Origin of the sequence: Arthrobacter sp. Soil736 (genome assembly GCF_001428005.1) — a bacterium.
GTDB lineage: Bacteria > Actinomycetota > Actinomycetes > Actinomycetales > Micrococcaceae > Arthrobacter.
Window position 1 is genome coordinate 286,573 of the sequence record NZ_LMSB01000045.1, and the last position, 21,092, is coordinate 307,664.

Annotated in this window: 19 protein-coding genes; 8 read left to right on the top strand and 11 right to left on the bottom strand. The window is 66.1% G+C overall.

Annotated features, from left to right (window positions below; genetic code table 11):
- From ASG92_RS22440 to ASG92_RS22460, 5 genes are all read left to right on the top strand, one after another.
- Positions 1–841, top strand: an 841-nt coding sequence (locus ASG92_RS22440; protein WP_240987252.1) for a lyase family protein, incomplete at both ends; no start/stop codon positions are given.
- Positions 842–1,124: 283 nt separating this feature from the next.
- Positions 1,125–2,405, top strand: a complete 1,281-nt coding sequence (locus tag ASG92_RS22445; RefSeq protein ID WP_056633600.1) for a dicarboxylate/amino acid:cation symporter — start codon at positions 1,125–1,127, stop codon at positions 2,403–2,405.
- A gap of 97 nt (positions 2,406–2,502) precedes the next feature.
- The gene (locus tag ASG92_RS22450) at positions 2,503–2,796 is read left to right on the top strand and encodes a winged helix-turn-helix domain-containing protein (RefSeq protein WP_157372397.1); all 294 of its coding nucleotides are present in this window, start codon (positions 2,503–2,505) and stop codon (positions 2,794–2,796) included.
- Positions 2,797–2,939: 143 nt separating this feature from the next.
- Positions 2,940–3,689, top strand: coding sequence for an SRPBCC domain-containing protein (locus tag ASG92_RS22455; protein WP_056633869.1), 750 nt, complete (start codon positions 2,940–2,942; stop codon positions 3,687–3,689).
- 166 nt (positions 3,690–3,855) lie between these two features.
- Positions 3,856–5,229 carry a TerC family protein gene (locus tag ASG92_RS22460; protein WP_240987253.1) on the top strand — a complete coding sequence of 458 codons (1,374 nt, stop codon included), beginning with the start codon at positions 3,856–3,858 and terminating at the stop codon, positions 5,227–5,229.
- Here ASG92_RS22460 and ASG92_RS28640 read toward each other — a convergent pair.
- The 7 genes from ASG92_RS28640 to ASG92_RS22490 all read right to left on the bottom strand — a co-directional run bounded on the left by ASG92_RS28640 (position 5,226) and on the right by ASG92_RS22490 (position 12,396).
- Positions 5,226–5,390: a hypothetical protein gene (locus ASG92_RS28640; RefSeq protein WP_157372400.1), complete on the bottom strand. Its 165-nt coding sequence runs from the start codon at positions 5,388–5,390 to the stop codon at positions 5,226–5,228. The genes ASG92_RS22460 and ASG92_RS28640 overlap by 4 nt on opposite strands.
- Before the next feature lie 174 nt (positions 5,391–5,564).
- Positions 5,565–6,191, bottom strand: coding sequence for a bifunctional 4-hydroxy-2-oxoglutarate aldolase/2-dehydro-3-deoxy-phosphogluconate aldolase (gene eda / locus ASG92_RS22465; RefSeq protein WP_056633607.1), 627 nt, complete (start codon positions 6,189–6,191; stop codon positions 5,565–5,567).
- Positions 6,184–7,599: a mannitol dehydrogenase family protein gene (locus ASG92_RS22470; protein WP_157372403.1), complete on the bottom strand. Its 1,416-nt coding sequence runs from the start codon at positions 7,597–7,599 to the stop codon at positions 6,184–6,186. The genes eda and ASG92_RS22470 overlap by 8 nt, the downstream gene beginning before the upstream one ends.
- A 41-nt stretch (positions 7,600–7,640) precedes the next feature.
- Complete coding sequence (locus ASG92_RS22475) at positions 7,641–8,600, bottom strand: PfkB family carbohydrate kinase (RefSeq protein WP_056633614.1); 960 nt, start codon at positions 8,598–8,600, stop codon at positions 7,641–7,643.
- A gap of 8 nt (positions 8,601–8,608) precedes the next feature.
- A complete protein-coding gene (gene manD, locus ASG92_RS22480) occupies positions 8,609–9,820 on the bottom strand; it encodes a D-mannonate dehydratase ManD (protein WP_056633617.1) in 1,212 nt (403 codons plus the stop codon).
- Between the two features lie 84 nt (positions 9,821–9,904).
- Positions 9,905–10,939 carry an L-idonate 5-dehydrogenase gene (locus ASG92_RS22485; RefSeq protein WP_056633620.1) on the bottom strand — a complete coding sequence of 345 codons (1,035 nt, stop codon included), beginning with the start codon at positions 10,937–10,939 and terminating at the stop codon, positions 9,905–9,907.
- Positions 10,936–12,396 (bottom strand): MFS transporter, encoded by a 1,461-nt coding sequence (locus ASG92_RS22490; RefSeq protein WP_056633623.1) that lies wholly within the window; start codon positions 12,394–12,396, stop codon positions 10,936–10,938. Before ASG92_RS22490 ends, ASG92_RS22485 begins: the two co-directional genes overlap by 4 nt.
- Before the next feature lie 160 nt (positions 12,397–12,556).
- Here ASG92_RS22490 and ASG92_RS22495 point away from each other — a divergent pair, with 160 nt between their 5' ends.
- Positions 12,557–13,288: a GntR family transcriptional regulator gene (locus ASG92_RS22495; RefSeq protein ID WP_056633626.1), complete on the top strand. Its 732-nt coding sequence runs from the start codon at positions 12,557–12,559 to the stop codon at positions 13,286–13,288.
- 32 nt (positions 13,289–13,320) lie between these two features.
- Here ASG92_RS22495 and ASG92_RS22500 read toward each other — a convergent pair whose 3' ends face one another.
- Positions 13,321–13,866, bottom strand: a complete 546-nt coding sequence (locus ASG92_RS22500; protein WP_056633629.1) for a YceI family protein — start codon at positions 13,864–13,866, stop codon at positions 13,321–13,323.
- A 416-nt stretch (positions 13,867–14,282) separates the two neighbouring features.
- Positions 14,283–15,494, bottom strand: coding sequence for a formaldehyde dehydrogenase, glutathione-independent (gene fdhA / locus ASG92_RS22505; protein ID WP_056633632.1), 1,212 nt, complete (start codon positions 15,492–15,494; stop codon positions 14,283–14,285).
- 370 nt (positions 15,495–15,864) lie between these two features.
- Here fdhA and ASG92_RS22510 point away from each other — a divergent pair, with 370 nt between their 5' ends.
- A complete protein-coding gene (locus tag ASG92_RS22510; protein WP_056633635.1) occupies positions 15,865–16,149 on the top strand; it encodes a DUF1540 domain-containing protein in 285 nt (94 codons plus the stop codon).
- 134 nt (positions 16,150–16,283) lie between these two features.
- Complete coding sequence (locus ASG92_RS22515) at positions 16,284–20,060, top strand: TM0106 family RecB-like putative nuclease (protein WP_056633638.1); 3,777 nt, start codon at positions 16,284–16,286, stop codon at positions 20,058–20,060.
- Here the strand turns inward: ASG92_RS22515 and ASG92_RS22520 are convergent.
- Positions 20,035–20,337 carry an acylphosphatase gene (locus ASG92_RS22520; RefSeq protein ID WP_056633641.1) on the bottom strand — a complete coding sequence of 101 codons (303 nt, stop codon included), beginning with the start codon at positions 20,335–20,337 and terminating at the stop codon, positions 20,035–20,037. The two genes, ASG92_RS22515 and ASG92_RS22520, sit on opposite strands and share 26 nt — an antisense overlap.
- Positions 20,338–20,464: 127 nt before the next feature.
- A complete protein-coding gene (locus ASG92_RS22525) occupies positions 20,465–20,971 on the bottom strand; it encodes a hypothetical protein (protein ID WP_240987254.1) in 507 nt (168 codons plus the stop codon).
- Positions 20,972–21,092 lie beyond the last annotated feature (121 nt).

Below are 21,092 nucleotides of genomic sequence, written 5' to 3' on the forward strand. Positions count from 1 at the left end.
ATCCAGGGCGGCGCCGGAACCTCCTCGAACATGAACGCCAACGAGGTCATCGCCAACCGCGCCCTGGAAATCCTCGGCCACCCCAAAGGCGACTACGCCCGCCTGCACCCCAACGACCACGTCAACCTCAGCCAGTCCACCAACGACGTCTACCCCACCGCGGTCAAACTCGGCACCATCTTCGCCGCCCGCGAACTCCTCGCCGCCCTGGCCGAACTCGAAGACGCCTTCGCCGCCAAAGCCGCCGAATTCCGCACCGTCGTCAAAATGGGCCGCACCCAGCTCCAGGACGCCGTGCCCATGACCCTGGGCCAGGAATTCGGCACCTACGCCATCACCATCGGCGAGGACCGGCTCCGGCTCGCCGAAGCGGACCTGCTCATCCACGAAATCAACCTCGGCGCCACCGCCATCGGCACCGGCCTGAACGCCCCTCCCGGCTACGCCGCCACCGCCTGCCGGCACCTGGCCGAGATCACCGGCCTGCCCCTGGTCACCGCCGTCGACCTGATCGAGGCCACCCAGGACGTCGGCGCCTTCGTGCACCTCTCCGGCGTGCTCAAACGCGTCGCCGTCAAGCTCTCCAAGATCTGCAACGACCTGCGCCTGCTCTCCTCCGGCCCGCGCGCCGGCTTCGACGAAATCAACCTCCCCGCCGTCCAGTCCGGATCCTCCATCATGCCCGGCAAGATCAACCCCGTCATCCCGGAAGTCGTCAGCCAGGTCGCCTACGAAGTCATCGGCAACGACGTCACCATCACCATGGCCGCCGAAGCCGGACAGCTCCAGCTCAACGCCTTCGAACCCATCATCGTCCACAGCCTCCACAAGAGCATCTCCCNATACTCGTGCTGTTTGAGGAAGTCAATGGCGAGCAACGGTACGTCGCCGAACTCGTCCTCGAACACGGCCTCCTCACCACCGAACAACTCCAGGAACTCCTCAGCCCCGAACGCCTGGCCAACCTCAGCAAATAAGCCCCACCACCGGTCGAGCCCGCCGACACCAGGTCTCGACAAGCTCGACCGGCCACCGCACCCAATCACTCTCCCCGCACAGCGGTGAGGGGCACGCCGTCGTGCCCGGAACCGTCCCGTGAAACTTGACCTACCCAAGGACTGACTATGAAAAACAAATCAACGATGTGGATCCTGGCAGCGCTTCTGTTCGGGATCATCAGCGGGCTGGTGTGCCACTGGCTGCTGGCCGCAGACGCCCGCGAATCCCTCGTGGCGGTCCTCGACACCGTGACGCACATGTTCCTGAACCTGATCAAGATGATCATTGCCCCGTTGATCTTCGCCACCCTTGTCTCCGGCATTGCCGGAGCTGCGAAATCCGCCGGCGTGGGGAAGCTCTTCGGCCGTTCGATGATTTGGTTCCTTACCGCCTCCGTCCTCGTTGGCGCCTTCGGTTTTCTCACTGCGCATGTCCTCAATGTCGGTGACGGCCTCCACCTCATCCCGGGAGGTGACGCGGGGATGGAAACGAAGCCCCTCGATTACCAGGAGTTCATCACCCACATCATCCCCACGAGCGTCTTCGCTGCCCTGACGGCCAACAATCCCCTTCAGATCCTCGTATTCGGCGCACTCTTCGGCATCGCCCTGCTGAACCTTCGGAAGAAGGGCCACTCTTCCATCGCGAATGCCATCGACGAGCTGATGGGCGTCATGCTCAAGGTGACCGGGTACGTGATGCTGGCAGCACCCGTTGGCGTTTTCGCGGGCATAGCATCGGCCTTCACCTCCGAGGGTCTGGACGCGTTTGCCACCTACGCCTCGTTCATCGGCGGGTTCTACGTCTCCCTCTCGGCGCTCTGGGTCCTCATGATCGCCGTCGCCGTTGCATTTCTCGGACGGGCGGCGTTCCGCCTAGTCCGGATCGTGCGCGAACCCATGGTCATCGCATTCGCGACCTCCAGCAGCGAAGCTGCCCTGCCCAAGCTCATTGAAGGCCTGACCAAGTTCGGCATCGAGAAGCGCACCACCGGATTCGTATTGCCCCTGGGCTACTCCTTCAACGTCGACGGTTCCATGATGTACATGACGTTCGCATCGGTCTTCCTTATCAATGCGTACGGCATTGACATGGACCTGGGCCAGCAGATTGCGATGACCGCAATGCTTCTGCTCAGCAGCAAAGGCATGGCCGGAGTGCCGCGCGGTTCGCTCGTCGTCGTCGCCGCCGTCGTCCCGGCCTTCGGCATCCCTGCAGCAGGTATTGGTGTCCTGCTGGTGATCGACCAGCTCCTGGACATGGGGCGCACGGCAACCAACATCCTCGGAAATGCCATCGCCACCGCAGTCATCGGCCGAAGCCACGATAAAGCTGCTCCCCGCGAGGAGCCTCTCCCCGCGGAAGACCGGCGAGAGGCCCGCGAGCTGGAAACTGCGGTGCACTGACCGACTCACACGCGGCTGGCCGAGCCTGGGTGTGCACCTCCCAAGGCCCGGCCAGCCAATAGCGGGCTTACTCCGGCCCGGCTGAAAGGCAGTTGAATTGCGAGATGTAATGAACGTCCCGGACCGCCGGGCGCCAATTCACACGGATAATCGCGGCACCAAATTGCGGCGCAACCAGATCAGATCGCGGATCGTCGAATACCTGGCAGACAACGGGGCGAGCAAGGTATCCGACATCAGCAGCGCTCTTGGCGCCTCCAGGGACACCGTCCGGTACCACCTCGCGGCGCTCGAGGGAGCGTCGATCGTTCGATCCAATATTTCCCCCGGAATGAGGGCCAGCTTCACCCCCTTTTATTCGCTGACCGCCGTTGGCGCTCGCCAAAAATAGCGCGCAGCCCAACTAGGTAGCAGCACACACCGTTCTGGGCGCTGAAAACGGCGTGAGGTGCTACCCACTTGGGAATCCGGGGTCCGCAGCCCGGAACCCGGAACCCGTTGACATGTGACCAAATGGTCACCTATTGTGGCCTTGTGGACGCCGTATTCAAGGCTCTTGCCGACCCCATCCGCCGGGAACTGCTGGACGAACTTTTCCGCGAGGACGGCCAGACGCTAACGGCCCTCGAAGCGCGGTTCGAGATCACCCGATTCGGGGTCATGAAGCACCTCAGGCTGCTCGAGGAGGCGGGCCTCGTGGTGACCCGCCGTCGCGGGCGCGAGAAGCTGCACTTCCTGAATCCGGTGCCCATCAGGCTCGTCCACGACCGCTGGGTGAGCAAATATGCAGAACCATGGGCCGCTGCGCTTAGCGACCTCAAAACCAGATTGGAAAGTCCCATGGAAAAGATTTTCGAGATCTACATCAAGACCACCCCGGAACGGCTCTGGGAGGCCATCACGGACAGCGAGATCCGCAGCAAGTACCAGTTCGGGATGCGCATCAGATCCGACTGGACGCCGGGGTCCCGGTTCGAGATGGCGCCCGAGGGAGGGGACCTTCTCGGCGAGGGCGAAAACGTCGAGGTCGATCCCCCGCGGCGGCTGGTGCAGACCATGCGCGCCCTCTGGGGTGACGACGTCAAGGCCGAGGGCAACTCGCGGATCACGTGGGAGATCGAACCGGTGGGCGATTCCTGCCACCTGACCGTGACGCACGACCAACTCCGCGAGGGCGCCAACGAACAGCTCTACGGCGGCTGGCCGATGATCCTCTCCGGCCTGAAGACCTGGCTCGAAACAGGCCAGACCCTCACGACGCCGGGCTCCCTCATGTACGCCTGAGATCCGGGCGCAGCCCGAAGGGGACGGCTGCGCCGGAACTGCATGTTGCGGCGCGCCGGACCGTACTCGGTAAGGTTATTTCCAAGCCCCGGCGTGTGTTCCACACGGGAGAGTCGCCTTGGCCGGGCTCTCCGGCGCGCCCCTCACCGCTCAGGAAAGAGGCAGCATGGAAGTTCCCCTATTCGCCTGGATCCTCACAATCGCAGGAATTCTGGCGCTCCTGGCCTTCGACTTTTTCTTCCACGTCCGTAAGGCCCACACGCCGTCGCTGAAGGAATCCGCCGCGTGGTCCGCCATCTACGTCGGCATAGCCCTGCTGTTCGGCCTGGGCGTCTGGATCTTCGGCGGCAACACGATGGGGACCGAGTACTTCGCCGGGTATGTCACCGAGAAGGCGCTGTCCGTGGACAACCTCTTCGTCTTCCTGATCATCATGGCCAGCTTCAAGGTGCCCCGCAAAGACCAGCAAAAAGTGCTCCTGTTCGGCATCGTCTTTTCGCTGATCGCCCGGACCGGATTCATCTTCCTCGGCGCGGCGCTCATCAACAGCTTTGCCTGGGTCTTCTACATTTTCGGGCTGATCCTGCTCATCACCGCCGGCAACCTGCTCAAGCCCGACTCCCACGACGAGGAAAGCGAAGGCCTGGTGGTCCGGCTCGCCAAGAAGTTCCTGCCGGCGTCCGAACATTACGACGGCGACAAGCTCTTCACCGCGGAGAACGGCAAACGCGTCCTCACCCCGATGCTCCTGGTGATGGTGGCGATCGGCGGCACGGACATCCTGTTTGCGCTCGACTCCATCCCCGCCATCTTCGGCCTGACGCAGAACGTCTTCATTGTCTTCACGGCGACGGCATTCTCGCTCATGGGCCTGCGGCAGCTGTTCTTCCTCATCGACGAACTGCTGGACCGCCTGATCTTCCTCTCCTACGGCCTCGCCGCCATCCTTGGCTTCATCGGCGTCAAGCTCGTCCTTCATGCCCTGCACGAGAACAACCTGCCGTTCATCAACGACGGCGAACACGTCAGCGTCATCGAGATCAGCACCAGCACCTCCCTCGCAGTGATCCTCGGCGTCCTGACCGTCACGGTCCTCGCCTCAGTCCTCAGCCCCAAGGGCAAGGCAAAGAACATGGTGTCCGGAGCCAAGCGGCACGCCACGGAGTACGTGGACCTCAACTACGAAACGGACATCAAGGAGCGGGAGCGCATCTTCGACAAGATGGTCCGCGAGGAGCAGGAACTCAAGAAGCTCCCGGAGAAGTACAAGAGGCTCATCCGGAACGAAACCGCGTTCATGAATCTGATCCGAAAGGCGCACGCCGAGCACGACCAGGCACTGGATACACGATGGTGGCGTCGTCGGTGCTGTGGTGCAGCGTCAGGTTCTGCAGGGCCGCCGCCACTGGATGGCGGCGGCCAAGACCGCTTCGCAACTTTTCTGCCAGTCCGGCGTCCCCGTGCATGTCAGACAGGTGTACGCCAGTCGCGGCATGTCACCACGGGAACACAGGACACTCGGGGTATGCGCGCAGGTTAGTGCCTCTTCAGGAAGTGGCGGATTCTTTCGCCGATTCCGCTGGCGCCGGTGTGGGCGCGTCCCGACACGTTCGGCCGGGGCATGCCCGCGTGTCCGGCGGCACCGCCCGTCCGTCCCTTCAGACGTTCTGCGGCATGCCTGATCTTGTTGCCCAAGTTCATGTGAACTCCTCCGTTCAGTGTCCGTCTATCCAGCCTTAGACCGTCAGTAGTCCGGTCGTTCCCGACTCTACGCGCGTCCACGGCCCACGACTACGGAATTTCGGAGTTCGGTGACCCGGATCAAAAGCCTGGGCCTGAACCCGGGGCCTGAACCCGGGACCTCAATCCCGGGGCCTAAGCCCCGAGGCCCGACGCCTGCCGCGCGAGCTCCGTGATCCGCTGCCAGTCCCCGGTTTCAACAGCCGCCCGCGGCGCGAGCCAGCTGCCGCCGACGCAGGATACGTTCGGCAACCCGAGGTAGTCCGGCGCCGTGGCCAGGCTGATTCCTCCCGTGGGGCAGAACTGAACGTGCGGGATGGGTGCCCCGATGGCCGCCAGGTAAGCCGGGCCGCCGGCGGGACCGGCCGGGAAGAACTTCATGGCCTCGAGGCCGCTTTCCAGGACGGCCATCACCTCGCCCACCGTCGCCACGCCGGGCAGCACGGGAACGTCCAGGGTGAGCAGGTGATCCAGCAGGGCGGGCGTCACGCCCGGGCTGACCAGGAACTGCGCACCGGCCGAGACTGCGGCGTCCGCCTGGCCCGGGGTGAGGATGGTGCCCGCTCCGACAAGGATGTCCGGCACTTCGTTGGCGATGAGCTTGAGCGACGTGAGGGCGCTGTCCGTCCGCAGGGTGAGCTCGATGATCCGGATGCCGCCGTCCGCCAGTGCGCGGGCCACGGGAACCGCTTGCTGCGGATCGTCGATGGTCACCACCGGAATGACCGGGGAAACATGCAGAACGCTGGTGGCGTCAGCCATAGTTGATCTCTTTTCTCAGGCCGTCCAGCCCGTGCGTGTCGATGATGCCGTACCAGTGCGTGAGGAGGCCGGCGAAAACAGCGTTCGCCGCCAGTTCGCCGTCGAAGATGCTGCGGCAGCCCAGGAGCGCCGGGACCACGGTGGCGGCGGTGCGCGTTGCGGGAAGTGCCGCGTGGAGTTCCGCCGCAAGGGGATCGTCCAGCTGTGCCGCCGGGGTGGACGCCACATGCCGCATCCAGGCAGCAACGGCGAGCGCGGCCCACCGCGGTTCGCGGCCGGCGTCGAGATTTCCGCGGACGGTGCTCAGCAGCCGCAGCCCGATTTTCTGCGAACCGTCGCTGCCCACCTTCGCGGTGGTGTGGCCCAGCGCGGGATTCGCGAACCGGCTGAGCACCTGCGCGCAGTACTCGTCCCCGTCCAGTCCCTCCGGGAGGCTGATGGTGGGCAGCGCGTCCTCGTGCATCATGCGCCGGCATGCAGTGAGGAAAGCGTCCTCGCCCACGGCGTCGCTGATGGTGGTCTTGCCCGCCGCCAGGCCCAGGTACGCCAGCATGGAATGGCTCGCGTTCAGCAGGCGCAGCTTGGCCGCCTCCCACGCCGCAACGTCCGTGCTGAACAGGGCGCCCGCGTCCTCCCACCGCGGCCGGCGGGACGCAAAGTTGTCCTCGATGACCCACTGCAGGAAGGGCTCGGCCACCACCGCGGCCTCGTCCCGGAGCCCCAGTTCACGTTCGACGTCGTCAAGGTCACCGGCCGTCGTGGCCGGCACCATCCGGTCCACCATCGTGTTGGGGAACGTGACGTTCGCTTCGAGCCAGGCCAGCAGCGGCTCCGCCTCCGCCGAAGGCAGTCCGGCGGCAAAGGCGCGCACCAGCCTGCCGGTCAGCTCCCCGTTGCCGGGAAGGTTGTCGCACGAGACAACGGTCAGGGGCCCGGCGTCAGCCCGGGCACGCTGCTGGAGCCCGCGGGCGATCTGTCCGATGGCCGTCTGCGGAGGCTGTCCCGCGAGGTCGGCCCGGACCTGTTCGTCGGCGGTGTTGAGGGTTCCGGTGCGCGGATCGATCCGGTAGCCCTTCTCCGTGATGGTGAGCGTGATGACCGACGTCGACGGGTCGGCAATCCGGTCCACCACGGCTCCGGGGTTGTCCCGCCCGGAGATGGCCTCCACGATGCTCGAAACCACGCGGAGCGGCGCGGCGCCGCTTCCCCTCTCGGTCACGGTGAAGAGCCCGTCCTGCGGTGCCAGTTGGCGCGCCACCGTGTCCGATCGCTGGGTGACCCCGGTGATCCCCCAATTGAGATCGCCGGAGGCCAGCATCGCGTTTTCGGTGAACACGGCGGTGTGGGCGCGGGCAAAGGCGCCCAGGCCAAGGTGAACAATGCCGGGCCGCAGCTTTTCCCGCGGCAACAGTTCCCGGTGGCTTCCGCCAGCAGCCAGCGAAGCGGAGCTTAGGCGTGTGATGACAGCTCTCCTTCGGGGCTCCGCAGGGCGTGGGTACGGGTTTGGTCAAAGGTGGGGATGAAGCCGGTCCCGCCCTTGCCGCCCACCACGAGCGATGCGGCGGCGGCCCCGTACCGGGCGGCCGCGGGAAGGCTGTCGCCCAGCACCATCCGGGCGGTCAGGGTGCCCACGAAGGCGTCACCCGCGCCCGTCTGGTCCACCACCGACGGCGCCGGAATGGCGTCGACCCAGGACGAGTCATGCTCGCTCTCCAGCTGGATCCCCTCCACCCCGCAGGTCACGGCGACGTTCGCCGCACCAAGGCTGCGGAGCTTGGCCGCCGCCTCCTCCGGTGAGGCGCAGCCAAGGAGCGCGGAGGTTTCACCCGGAAAGGACGGAGTGACCAGGAAGGTCCGGGGCGCCAGTTCGGTGAGGACCGCCGTCGCCTCCTCCACCGAGGTGAGCCGGGGGCGGAAGTTGGGATCGAAAACGAAGCGGCGGGCCAGGGCCGCGGCCTTGAGCACGGCTGCCCGCGAGGACGCGGAAATCGCGCAGGCGATCCCGCCGGCAATGACGGCGCCTGCCGCCGAGACGACGGCCGGATCGACGTCATCCGGTCCGAGCGTGGATCCGACGCTGCCCGAGCGGGCGTAGGAAAACTCCCGCTGCCCGTCCGGATCGCAGTGCACCAGGTAGACGCCCTGCTGGCCGGTCCTGAACTTCAGCAGCTCGTCGGAAATGCCAAGTTCCCGGATCCTGGCGGCGATCGCCTGGCCGAGGTCGTCGTCGGTCAGCACGGCCAGCAGCCCCGTTCGGGCTCCGGCCGCCGCGGCGGCTGCCGCGACGTTCAGCGCGTCGCCGGAGATGCCCAGCTGCGCCGGAACGCCGTGGCCGAACGCCACGTCCGTGGCCACCTCAACGAGGATCTCCCCCATCACGACGACGTCGAAGGGCCGGTTCTTTTTCATGGAGGCGTTCACCAGTCGTGCACCGACCCGTCGAGCCGGCGGTTGATGGGCAGGTATTTCGGGTCGAACGGGAAGGCGGCGGCCGCCTCCTCGTTGAACTCCACGCCGATGCCCGGGGCGTCACCGGGGTGCATGTAGCCGTCGGTGAACGTGTAGGACGTCTTGAAGACCTCACCCGCAGGATCCCGGTGGCCCATGTACTCCTGCACGCCGAAGTTCGGAATGCTCATGTCCACGTGCAGGGCCGCGGCGAAGGAGACCGGGGAGAGATCGCCGGCGCCGTGCGAGCCGGACCGGACGCCGTACAGGTCCGCGAGCGAGAAGATTCGGCGCAGGTGGGTGATGCCACCGGCGTGCGAGACGGACGTGCGGATGTAGTCGATCAGGCGTTCGGTGATCAGCTGCTGGCAGTCCCAGATCGAGTTGAACACCTCGCCCACGGCGATGGGCGTGGTGGTGTGCTGGCGAATCAGGCGGAACGCCGACTGGTCCTCGGCCGGCGTCGGATCCTCGATCCAGAACGGCCGGTACTGCTCCAGCGAGGCGCCCAGACGGCCGGCCTCGATCGGAGTCAGCCGGTGGTGCACATCGTGCAGGACGTGCACGCCGTAGCCGAACTGCTCCCGCACGTGCGCCATCATCCTGGGTGCGAAGTCCAGGTAGGACGTGGTTTCCCACATGTCCTCCTGCGGGACGTTGCCGCTGGCCGGCTCGTAGGTCTTGCCGTCCACCGGCGCGATCCCGTAGGTCTTTTCCAGTCCCGGCACGGCGGCCTGCGCCCGGATGGCCTTGTAGCCGAGGTCCAGGTGGTGCTGGAAATCGGCGCTCAGGTCCTCCAGCGTCGAGCCGCTGGCGTGCCCGTAGACCATGACGCCCTCACGGGCCGCCCCGCCCAGGAGTTCGTAGACCGGCATGCCGGCCACCTTGCCCTTTATGTCCCAAAGCGCGACGTCGATCGCGGCGATCGCGGTCATGGTCACCGGCCCGCGGCGCCAGTAGGCGCCCTTGTAGAAGTACTGCCAGGCATCCTCGATGCGGCGGGCGTCGCGGCCGATCAGCAGCGGGCACAGGTGTTCGGAGAGGTAGGACGCCACGGCCAGTTCGCGGCCGTTGAGCGTGGCGTCGCCGATGCCGGTGACGCCGTCCTCGGTTTCAATAACGAGCGTGACGTAATTCCGTCCTGGCGACGAAACCACTACCCGTGCGTCGGTGATCTTCACTGGTTGGTCCTTCGTGGGTGTGTTGGAAATATGCAAGTAGGTCGCAGTAGATGTCGTTTTGAGCCCTCAAAACGACATCTACTGCTACTCAGTTGGGCTGAGGCGGAGCATGACCTTGCTGCTGCCGGACGCCGGGTCCGCCGAGACGCGCATGGCTTCCTCGGCCTGGTCGATGCCGAACTTGTGGGTGATGACCGGGGAAACGTCCAGGCCGTCGGCCATGGCGCGGAGGGCATCGCCGATCTCGTCCACGAACCGGTATGACCCGATCCAGGTGATCTCCCGCGTCACCAGGTCACCCAGCACCGCGGGAGCCGGGGCACCGGGCAGGTTGCCCACCTGCACTATGGTTCCGCCGCGGGCGGTGGCCCCGAGGACGCCGCCAAGCACCGCCGGGATGCCGGTGGCTTCGAACACCAGCTCCATGTCCTCGGGCAGTGCGCCGCCGCCGGAGACGTTCAGGACCTCGTCGGCGCCCATGGCCTTGGCGATCCGCAGCGATGCGTCGTTGATGTCCGTGGCGATGACGGTCCTCGCGCCGGCGTACTTGGCCGCCGCGACAACCAGCGAACCGATCGGCCCGGCACCGTTGACCAGGATGTCCCGGCCGGCAAGCGATCCGGCCCGGCTGACGGCGTGCATGGCGACGGCGAGCGGTTCCGCGAGCGCCCCGCGCAGGGTGTCCACGCCGTCGGGCAGCGGGCGGATCTGCGAAGCCCTGGCCAGCTTCCGCTCGCTGAACCCGCCGTCGGTGTGCGGATCGAAGGCCGCCGAGCCGAAGTACCTGATCTGCGGGTAGAGGTTGGTCCGGCCCTTGAGGCGTTCCGGCATGGTCCCGTCCCCCACCAGTTCCGCGGGGTGCACCGTAACCGGCTGGCCGACGTCGAGGTTTTCGACGCCGGCGCCCAACTGGGCGATCCGGCCGGCCACCTCGTGGCCGAGGACCAGCGGCGCCTTCAGCGCCGCCGTCCCCGAAGCGCCGTGGCGCCAGTACGAAAGGTCAGAGCCGCAGATGCCGCCCCATTCGACGTCGAGCACCACCTCCCCCGGCCCGGCAACGGGCTCGGGGCGGTCGTCGATGCGGAGGTCGTTGGCCCCGTGGACTACGACGGCTTTCATACCGCGTCTTCCAGTCGGACCATGTCGCGGCCGCGGACCTCGGGACCGACGGCGGCGGAGACCAGGGTGATGAGGGAGTAGCCCACCAGCATCGCGGCCAGCGGCCACCAGTGTCCGGTGACGGCCGTGAGCGTGGCGGCCAGCAGCGGGCCGATGGCGGTGGCGAGGATGCCGCCGATCTCCTTGGCCAGTGCCAGCTGCGTGAAGCGCGTGCGGGCTCCGAAGAACTCGGCCATGGTGACGCTTTCCATGGCGAAGAGGCTCAGCACGCCGAGGTTCAGGCCGGCGACGATGGCGACGGTGATCAGCGTGGTGTTGCCGCTGGTGACCATGAGCATCATGGGAATGGAGAACAGGGCGGTGAGGGTGCTCAGGGCAAGGTAGAGGGGCCTGCGGCCGAAGCGGTCACCCAGGAGGCCCATGATGGGGATGGTGATGAAGCCCAGCAGGGAGCCGTAGACGATGGCCGTGGTGCCCACTGACTTGTCCACCAGCAGGACGGTTGCCAGGTAGCCGATGAGGAAGGTCTGGACGAGCCCGGAGTTGCCGGCCTGGCCGAAGCGGAGGCCGAGGGCGATCAGGAAGGCCTTGCCCTTGCGCTGGTGCAGGGCGGCTTCGATGGTGCTGGTTCCGGCGAGATCGGGAACCACGGGGTTGGCACGCTGGGCGGCGTCCTGCGTGGCGGTGCCCTGCTGTGCGGTTTCCTGCTTGGCAATGTCCTGCTTGGCGATTTCCGCCTTGGACAGCGCGACGCCGTCCACGACGTCGGCCCGCTGTTCGAAGACCGGGCTTTCCTTGAGGGAGCGGCGGATCCAGACTGCGAAGATCATCAGCACGAAGCTGGCCAGGAACGGAATGCGCCAGCCCCAGCTGAGCAGTTGGTCCTCGGGGAGCACACTGACCAGGATGGCCCAGAGGGCGGAGGCGGCGAGCGTGCCGGAGTTGGTGCCAAGGCAGACGAGCGAGGAGATCAGGCCGCGGCGTCGGGCCGGAGCGTATTCCGCGAGCATCACGGTGGCGCCGGCGATTTCCGCGCCGGCTCCGAAGCCCTGGATCAGGCGCAGCGCCACGAGCAGGATCGGGGCCCAGATGCCGATCATTGCGTAGGTGGGCAGGACGCCGATGAGGGTGGTGGACGCGCCCATGAGGGCGATGGTGATGAACAGGACCTTCTTGCGGCCGATCCTGTCACCCATGCGGCCGAAGTACACGGCGCCCACGAGGCGGGCAACATACCCGACGCCGTAGGTGGCCATTGCGGCAATGAGGCCGATGACGGGACTGACGTCGGGGAAGAAGATCTTGTTGAAGACGATGGCCGCGGCCAGGGAGTAGAGCTGGAAATCCATGAATTCCATGGCCGTTCCCAACCAGCCGGACACAGCGACCTTGGCAAGGTCCCGGGTGGTTCTGGATTCCCGCTTGGTGGTAGTGGGCGGTGCGATGCTCTCGGTCATCTGTTGCTCCTTTGCAGGCGATGAAAAGGGAAGGTGGAGAGTTCTGCGGTGCGAAGGTGGCCGCCATCCTGGGTAGCGCATGAGACTGCGTTCCGGCGGCTTTCTTACTACCATACAAGCACTACCATTCTAGTTTGTCAACGATGGCTAGACTGGATACATGGCAATCGGCAAACCCGAAAAAGGACAGTCACCGCGGCTCTCGGTGCGCGACCAGACCCTGGAAACCCTCCGGCGTCGGATCATTTCCCTGCAGCTCCCGCCCGGTGAGCCGCTGTCCGAAAACGAGCTTGCCCAGGAACTCGGCGTCAGCAGGACGCCGGTGCGCGAAAGCCTCATTCTGTTGCGCGAAGAGGGCCTCGTTCAGGTCTTTCCGCAGATCGGGTCGTTTGTGTCCCTGGTGGACCTGGGGCGCGTGTCTGAGGCGCAGTTTGTCCGCGAGGCCATCGAATGTGCATCCCTCGCGGACGTGGTGCTGGACGCCGCCGGGATAGCCGGGCTCCGGGAAATCCTCGCGAGCCAGCGCGCCGCCGAGGCCAAGGGCGACGTCGAGGAATTTTTCCGGCTCGACGAAGACTTCCACCGCGAACTCCTCCGGCTGGCGGGCCACGAATCGGCCTGGACCGCCGTCAATTCAGCCAAGGCGCATCTGGACCGCGCCCGGCGCCTGAGCCTCATTGACACGCGGCCGGTCTCCACGCTGATTGAACAGCACACCGCAGTGGTGGATGCGTTGGAAGCCAACAACCTTGCGGACGCCGACAGCTCCCTCCGCCTCCACCTCCGCGGTGTATTCGAGGACGTCAAACGCATTCAGGCGTCGTCGCCTGACCTGTTTTCGGACGGCACGGCATCCCGCCCCGTCCGGCGGAGCATCGCGCGCCTGTCCTAGGTCTAGTTCTGCCTGCTGGTCCTGCTTGCCCCCTATCCCTGCTTGACCAGCGCTGCATCGATATCGATCTTCACTTTGTCGCTGACCAGGAAGCCGCCGGTTTCCAGCGCGGCGTTCCACGTCAGGCCGAACTCCTTGCGGCTGATCTCTGCCTCCGCAGAGCAACCCGCCCGGGTGGCACCGAACGGGTCCACCGCGACACCGGTGAACTCGACTTCGAGTTCCACGGGCTTGGTGATGCCTCGGATGGTGAGGTCCCCCGTCACCGTGTAGTCCTCGCCGTCACCCTCAATGCTCGTGGCCCGGAACGTCATCTCGGGAAACTGCTCGACGTCGAAGAAGTCGGCTCCGCGCACGTGGGCGTCGCGGTTGGCGTCCCCCGAGTCAAAGCTGGCAGTCTTGACGGTGGCGTGCAGTGATGACGCCGCCAGCGCGTTGCCCACGTGGGCCTCGGCGGTAGCCTCGGTAAACCGCCCACGGACTTTGCTGATCCCGGCGTGCCGAACGGTAAAACCGATCTCGCTGTGGGACGTGTCGAGGGTCCACGTGCCGGGGGTCAAGCCTGCAGGAAGAGTCATGTCCGTATCTCCTTAAAGACGAAAAACCAGCCGAATAATGCGGTTTCAACACTTGTTCTGCACGGCGGCGAAGTCAAGGATCAACATAAGACCGTGGCCCCCGCGAGCCCCGCGGATGCCCCCGCAGGGCCCCGCGCAGGGCCCCGCACAGGGCCCCGCACCCGGCCCCGGGGCAGCCGCTAAGGCTGCTGCACGGCCCCCAAACTCTTAGCTAATTTTCAGGAAACGTCCGTAGCCTTATTTATAGGTCCACCGCGAACCCCCATCCGTGATGGTCCTGCCGCTAGGAGCAGCCCCGTATCGCCTTCAGGCAGTACGGGGCTCTCTGCTTCCCTGGGCATTCCGCGTTCGCGTCCGGCGGGAGCGGCGGCCCGGCGTTAGGACCGCCGCCCCCATACGTCCTTCGGGCTACCGCCTCAGCTCAGGTAGCCGTTGGGGTTCAGGACATACTTGGTTGCCGCACCGGCGTCGAACTCGGCGTAGCCCTTGGGAGCGTCGTCCAAAAGGATCGGCTTCGCATTGACGTTCTTGGCGATGTGCACGCGGTCATGCAGGATGGCCATCATCAGCTGCCGGTTGTACTTCATCACCGGGCACTGCCCGGTAGTGAAGCTCAGCGACTTCGCCCAGCCCGTGCCGAGGCTCAGGCTCAACGATCCCTTCTTCGCGGCCTCGTCAACGCCGCCCGGGTCACCCGTCACGTAGAGGCCCGGAATGCCCAGTGCTCCGCCGGCAGCAGTGATGTCCATCAGCGAGTTCAGCACCGTGGCCGGGGCTTCCTTCGCGCCCTGGCCGTGGCCCTTCGCCTCGAAGCCGACTGCGTCCACGGCGGAGTCCACCTCGGGAATTCCCAGGATCTGCTCGATCTGCTCCACCGGGCCGCCCTTGGTCAGGTCCACGGTTTCGCAGCCGAAGCTGCGGGCCTGTGTCAGCCGTTCGCTGTTCAGGTCGCCCACAATCACGACGGCGGCACCCAGCAGCTGCGCGCTGGTCGCCGCTGCGAGTCCAACAGGGCCCGCCCCCGCGACGTACACCGTGGAGCCCACGCCCACGTTTGCGCTTACTGCCCCGTGATAGCCCGTGGGGAAGATGTCCGACAGCATGGCCAGGTCAAGGATCTTCTCCATGGCCTGGTCCTTGTCCGGGAATTTGAGCAGGTTCCAGTCGGCGTACGGGACCAACACGTAGTTGGCCTGGCCGCCCACCCAGCCGCCCATGTCCACGTATCCGTATGCGCTGCCCGGACGGTCCGGGTTCACGTTAAGGCAGACACCGGTCTTGCGTTCCTTGCAGTTCCGGCAGCGGCCGCAGGCGATATTGAACGGCACCGAGCAGACATCCCCCACCTTGATGAATTCCACGCCCGGCCCCACTTCAACCACTTCGCCGGTGATCTCGTGGCCCAGGACCAGATCCGGTGGAGCGGTGGTCCGGCCGCGCACCATGTGCTGGTCCGAACCGCAGATGTTGGTGGCCACCGTCTTCAGAATTGCGCCGTGGGGAACCTGGCGCCCCACGTTGGCCGGATTGACGCCCGGCCCGTCCTTGAGTTCGAAACTTGGGTAGTCAATGTCAATGACTTCCACCTTGCCGGGTCCCTTGTAGGCAACGGCTTTGTTCCCTTCCATCTTTTCCTCCTGGCGTCACGGACCCTCCCCATTGAAGGGTCGGCGGTGATACATGAGCGATCTGATGCGCCGCCCTCCCGGGCAGGTCCCGGCGGCAGGCCGGACGCCGTCGTCAGTGCCTGGACAGTGGAGGGGGTGAGGCCAGTCTAGGACTCCGCGGAGGTGAGGTCTACCGAGTAAAAAATGGAACTGATGGCGCACCCTCAGTGCCATGCGCCACGCCTGAACCACATGGGCGAACAATCAGCAGCGGGCGGGCGGAACCGAATAAATACGCAACACAATTGGGTCTTTTTGATTGCGCCGCGCAGGCCTACGTTGGAACCAGCGCGTCGCCCAGCCCGGGCGGCCTCAATCTCGGAGGAACTCCATGAGCACGCACGTCGCAGACTGCAGCGTCACCAACTGCTCCTTCAACGACCACACCCATTGCAACGCCGAGGCCATCACGGTTGGCGGCACCACCGACCACGCGTCCTGCGCCACATTCATTGACACGGGCATCCACGGCGGCCTGCCGAAGGTCCTGGCCAACGTCGGGGCGTGCCAGCGCTCCGAGTGTGTCCACAACGACCACCTGATGTGCAATGCGCCGGAGGTCCATGTGGGCCCGGGTCCTGACAACGCCGACTGCCTCACCTACGCGCACACGTAAACAACTCAGGCACTAACCAACGCAGGCACCCTGGGTTCTTCATTGGCATAGCCTTCAATGTCATAGCCTCTTGCTAGATTCGAATCAGCGCACCGGGAACCGTCCCGGAGCGAGGCTGCCAATGGGGAGGCCCCATGTTCCTGCTCGATCCTGTTACGCCGGGAGCACCCGCTGATCTCGTGTTCTCGGCGAGCGACCTTGTGGCCGCCAGCGAATGCGAATACCGCACGCTCCGGATCCTCGACGAGAAGCTGGGCCGCTCCCCCAAGGCCGACTTTCCGGCCGACGAGATGCAGGCGCGCGCCGGCACGCTGGGCGATCTCCACGAGCACAAGGTCTTGGCCGGCCTCGTCGCTGATTACGGCGCCTGGGATGCCGCGCACGGCACGGGGGTTTACTCCGTGGAGCGCGGAACCACTGACCGCACCGATCTGACGAGCAAGCACAATGAAACGGCTGCCGCGCTCCGCGCCGGTGCTGACGTCGTCTTTCAGGCCACCTTTTTCGACGGCGAATTCCTGGGCTATGCGGACTTCCTGATCAAGGAGGGCAGCACCGCCGGGGACCCCGCCGGCCGCTACGCCGTGTGGGACACCAAGCTCGCCCGGCATGCCAAGGTGGGTGCCCTGCTGCAGTTGGCCGCTTACGGTGACCAACTGATCCAGCTCGGGTTCACGCCGGCGCCCCGTGTCACCCTGGTTCTCGGCAACCTCCAACACAGCGTCCACTCACTCGCCGATCTGCTGCCTGTGTACCGCGAGCGCCGAATCCGGTTCCGCGATCTGACCGCAGCCCACCGTGCCGCAAATACCCCCGTAGGGTGGCTGCAGCCAGGTGTCGGCCATTGCGGCAGGTGCGACTACTGTGCCGAGCAGGTGGCAGTACACCGTGACCTGCTGATGGTGGCGGGCATGACCTCCGTGCAGCGGAAGAAGCTCATCGCGGCCGGCCTCACCACCATCGATGCCCTCGCTGAGCTCCCCCCGGAGCTGGCCACGGGATCACGGCGCCGCCTGCGCGATCAGGCCAGGATGCAGACCGGCCGTGAAGATCCGGACGGTTCGCGCACATTAATCAAGGACGGCGAGCAGCACACCGTCACGTACAAGGTGCTGGCAGACAACGCGCTGGCCAGCATCCCCGCACCCAGCGATGGTGACATCTTCTTCGATTTCGAAGGCGATCCGCTGTGGCAGGATCCCGCTACGGGCCAGTGGGGGCTGGAATACCTCTTCGGCGTCATCGAGGCACCGCTGTCTGGCGACGCTCCCGGCGCGAAGCCGGCGTTCAGGCCATTCTGGGCACATTCCCGTGCGGGCGAGAGGCAGGCTTTCCTGGATTTCCTCGCCTACGTCGAGGAACGCCGCGCCAGGTACCCGGACATGCACGTCTACCACTACGCGCCCTACGAAAAGACGGCGCTTCGCAACCTCTCGCTGACCCACGTTGCCGGCGAGGACATTGTGGACAGCTGGCTTCGCGCGGGGCTGCTCGTGGACCTGTACGCAACGGTGCGGCACTCACTGAGGATCTCCGAGGCCTCCTACTCCATCAAGAAACTCGAGCCGCTGTACATGGGCGACAACCTGCGGTCCGGAGACGTCAAGGACGCGGGCGCCTCGGTGGTGGCCTATGCGGCGTACTGCACCGCGCGCGACGGCGGGCCGGGAACCCAGGCGGAAGCCGCTGCCATCCTCGCGTCCATCTCCGACTACAACGAGTACGACTGCCTCTCCACCCTGCGCCTCCGTGACTGGCTTCTGGAACTGCGCCAGCAGGGCGGGACACCGGCTGCTGGCGCAGCCGCTAATGCTGTCCCGATGGCTGCTGCTGCCGCGCCACATGCTGCCGGCCAGGCGGAGGTTTCCTCGCCGGAGGCCGGTGCAATAGAGCCTGACGACGAGCCATCCGCCGAAAACGAACGCCTGCGTGCGTTTCTGGACGCGGTCCCGGACAATCGGGAGCTGACGGCCGACGAGCAAGCCGTGGCCATGGTTGCGGCGGCCACAGGCTATCACCGCCGGGAGCGCAAGCAGTTCTGGTGGGAGCACTTCGACCGCCTCGAATCCGAAGTGGACAGATGGTCGGATCAGCGGAACGTCTTTATCGTCGAGTCGGCTGCCGTCCTGTCGGACTGGGCGCCGCCCACGGCCCGTGCCCGCACGGAATCCAGGACTCTGCGGCTTACCGGCGTCATGAGCGAGGCCTCGGAGTTCCGTGCCGGCTCCACGTGGTTCCGCATGTTCGAGGATCCCTTGCCTGACGGCCTCGGAGACGTCGACGGCGGACGCACGCCGCGGCCCTCGGCTCCCGGCGTTGGGCTCCACGCTTATGGCACACCGCCGTCCGGAATCGCGAGGGAGGCACTCTCCCGGGACGGGATCTTCGGCACTGTCGTGGAGGCGGTCGAGGACCATCCCGATCAGCCAGGCAAGACCGTCATCACCGTCACTGAGAAATCGTCCGGACGGGTCCCGCCGTACTTCCAGCTTCCCATTGCGCTGACCCCTGACCGGCCCATCCCCACCACGAGCATTGAAGCGGCCCTGGCCGAACTGGCCCAGCTCGTCGGCGCCGCACTTCCGTCGCTGCCCAAGCACGCCGGGCTCGACATCCTCCGCCGCATGCCCCCGCGGCTGACCGCGCTGCCAACACTCCCGCCGGTGGCGCACGATGCCTCGGGCAATGCCGACTACGTCTCTGCCATCACCGGTGCGCTGGAAGGTCTCGGCCGTTCCTACCTCGCCGTCCAGGGCCCACCGGGCACCGGCAAGACGCACGTCGGCTCGCACGTCATCGCCCGCCTGGTGCGGAGCGGGTGGAAGGTGGGCGTCGTTGCCCAGTCGCACTCCGTCGTCGAAAACATGCTGTGCACCGCCATCGAGAAGGCCGGCGTGGATCCGCGGGTGGTGGCCAAGCGGCTGGCGCAGCCGCACGACGTTCCCTGGACCCATACCGCCGACGAAGACATCGTCCGCCTCCTGGACGGGCAGGGCGGCTGCCTGATCGGAGGGACGGCGTGGACTATGACGGGCAAGTGCGTGCCGCCCGGATCGCTCGACCTCTTGGTGATTGACGAGGCCGGGCAGTATTCGCTGGCCAACACGCTTGCAGTGGCCAGGTCCGCCTCGCGGCTGCTGCTGCTCGGTGACCCGCAGCAGCTGCCACAGGTCACGCAGGGGTCCCATCCCCAGCCGGTTGACGAGTCGGCACTCGGCTGGCTCTCGGCCGGACACGCCACCATGCCTGCCGAGCTGGGCTACTTCCTTGCCGATTCCTGGCGGATGCACCCCCTGCTGTGTAAGGCTGTGTCCCAGCTCAGTTATGACGCCAAGCTGGAGTCAGCTCCGGCGGCGTCGTTGCGTCAGCTGGACGGCGCCCCGGCCGGTGTGGAGACGGTGCTTGTTGAGCACAGCGGCAACACCACCAGCTCACGTGAGGAAGCCGCCATGATCGTGCAGCTGGCAAATGACCACATCGGGCTCAAATGGACGCCGGGCAGGGATGAGCCCGTGCGCCGGCTGGAAGCGAACGACATCCTCGTCGTGGCCGCCTACAACGCCCAGGTGCAGGCTATCCGGCGCGCCCTCGATCACGCAGGGCTCCCGGACGTGCGGGTGGGCACGGTGGACAAGTTCCAGGGCCAGGAGGCGCCCGTGGTGCTCGTGTCCATGGCATGCTCTGCCGTTGCCGAGGCACCGCGCGGAGCCGAGTTCCTGCTAAACCGCAACCGCATCAACGTTGCGGTGTCGCGCGGCCAATGGCGTGCGGTGATCGTCCGCTCCCCCGAGTTGACCAACTACATGCCCACGAGGCCGTCAGCGCTGGAGGAGCTCGGCGCATTCATTGGCCTCAGCCCCCGTCCGCTCAGCCGACCAGCTGCGCTCAGCCGACTACCTCAAAGCTCCTGAACCCGCCCTCCGCGGGGGACATTCTCTCGTCCACGTGCGCAACCCGGCCGGGCGCCTGCGGTGACCTCAGCCAGCGCCGGAACTCGATGACGTCCGGCTGCGGCCCCTCCACGACGAGGGAGACCGCGCCGTCGACGTCGTTCCTTACCGCACCCGTGAGGCCCAGCTCGTCAGCCTTGCGCGCCGTCCAGTATCGGAAGCCGACGCCCTGGACCATGCCCGTGACGCGGGCCGTGAGACGGACGCTTTCCGGTTCTGAAGCCTTCGAGTCAGCCATGGATCCAATGTAGCCCCGGCGCCGGGGTCTCGACAGGCTCGACCAGCAACACCGACGCCGGGGTCTCGACAGGCTCGACCAGCAACACCGACGCCGGGGTCTCGACAGGCTCGACCAGCGAGGGTTGCTAGCTTGCCGGGCGAAGCGACGTGATCATGGACCGGATGTTCTTGTATTCAGGCGTACCCATGTATGCCTCGGGCGTGTCCACGTTGGGCGCGTTGCCCGGCGTCGTGTCGAAGGGGTTATAGACGCCGCCGAACATCGCCCCGCTCGGTGGCCAGGTGAAGAAGTGGAAGATCGGGCAGGCCGTGGGCCCGGTGGGTTCCGGCGACGACGTTATGCCGTAGGCCAGCACGGTCATCTTTGCGGGGTCGGTTGCGGTGTTGTCCTGCCTGGATTCGAAGGAGAACCGCGGCGTGCTGCCTGACTGCTTGAGGGCTGGCAGCGGTTCGGAATCGAGCATGCCATACGGCTGCTTCGTGATGCATTCCGCGCCGGTGACCATGTTGGTGCGCAGCGTTGCCATCGACTTGCCCGCGGGATTCCGAACCTCCACGAACACGCCGCCGCCCTGCGGAGTGGCGCCCGCAGGGTCCTTGATGCTCCACTCGGCCGGAAGGTCAAAAGACAACTTGCCGTCCGACGTCGTAAACGTCTTCCAGCCGGCCGGCACAGTCGCAGACCCCGAGGCGGTGGCGGAAGCCGGGCTGTCGGTCGCCGTCTGGGAACCGGTCCCAGGGGAGGCGGTGGAA

What these genes read in the sequence shown, in the direction of transcription:
- ASG92_RS22445 (WP_056633600.1), top strand. Translation starts at nt 1,125, where the DNA reads ATGAAAAACAAATCAACGATGTGGATCCTGGCAGCGCTTCTGTTCGGG.
- ASG92_RS22460 (WP_240987253.1), top strand. Translation starts at nt 3,856, where the DNA reads ATGGAAGTTCCCCTATTCGCCTGGATCCTCACAATCGCAGGAATTCTG.
- ASG92_RS28640 (WP_157372400.1), bottom strand. Translation starts at nt 5,390, where the DNA reads ATGAACTTGGGCAACAAGATCAGGCATGCCGCAGAACGTCTGAAGGGA.
- eda (WP_056633607.1), bottom strand. Translation starts at nt 6,191, where the DNA reads ATGGCTGACGCCACCAGCGTTCTGCATGTTTCCCCGGTCATTCCGGTG.
- ASG92_RS22475 (WP_056633614.1), bottom strand. Translation starts at nt 8,600, where the DNA reads ATGAAAAAGAACCGGCCCTTCGACGTCGTCGTGATGGGGGAGATCCTC.
- ASG92_RS22485 (WP_056633620.1), bottom strand. Translation starts at nt 10,939, where the DNA reads ATGAAAGCCGTCGTAGTCCACGGGGCCAACGACCTCCGCATCGACGAC.
- ASG92_RS22490 (WP_056633623.1), bottom strand. Translation starts at nt 12,396, where the DNA reads ATGACCGAGAGCATCGCACCGCCCACTACCACCAAGCGGGAATCCAGA.
- ASG92_RS22495 (WP_056633626.1), top strand. Translation starts at nt 12,557, where the DNA reads ATGGCAATCGGCAAACCCGAAAAAGGACAGTCACCGCGGCTCTCGGTG.
- ASG92_RS22500 (WP_056633629.1), bottom strand. Translation starts at nt 13,866, where the DNA reads ATGACTCTTCCTGCAGGCTTGACCCCCGGCACGTGGACCCTCGACACG.
- fdhA (WP_056633632.1), bottom strand. Translation starts at nt 15,494, where the DNA reads ATGGAAGGGAACAAAGCCGTTGCCTACAAGGGACCCGGCAAGGTGGAA.
- ASG92_RS22510 (WP_056633635.1), top strand. Translation starts at nt 15,865, where the DNA reads ATGAGCACGCACGTCGCAGACTGCAGCGTCACCAACTGCTCCTTCAAC.
- ASG92_RS22515 (WP_056633638.1), top strand. Translation starts at nt 16,284, where the DNA reads ATGTTCCTGCTCGATCCTGTTACGCCGGGAGCACCCGCTGATCTCGTG.
- ASG92_RS22520 (WP_056633641.1), bottom strand. Translation starts at nt 20,337, where the DNA reads ATGGCTGACTCGAAGGCTTCAGAACCGGAAAGCGTCCGTCTCACGGCC.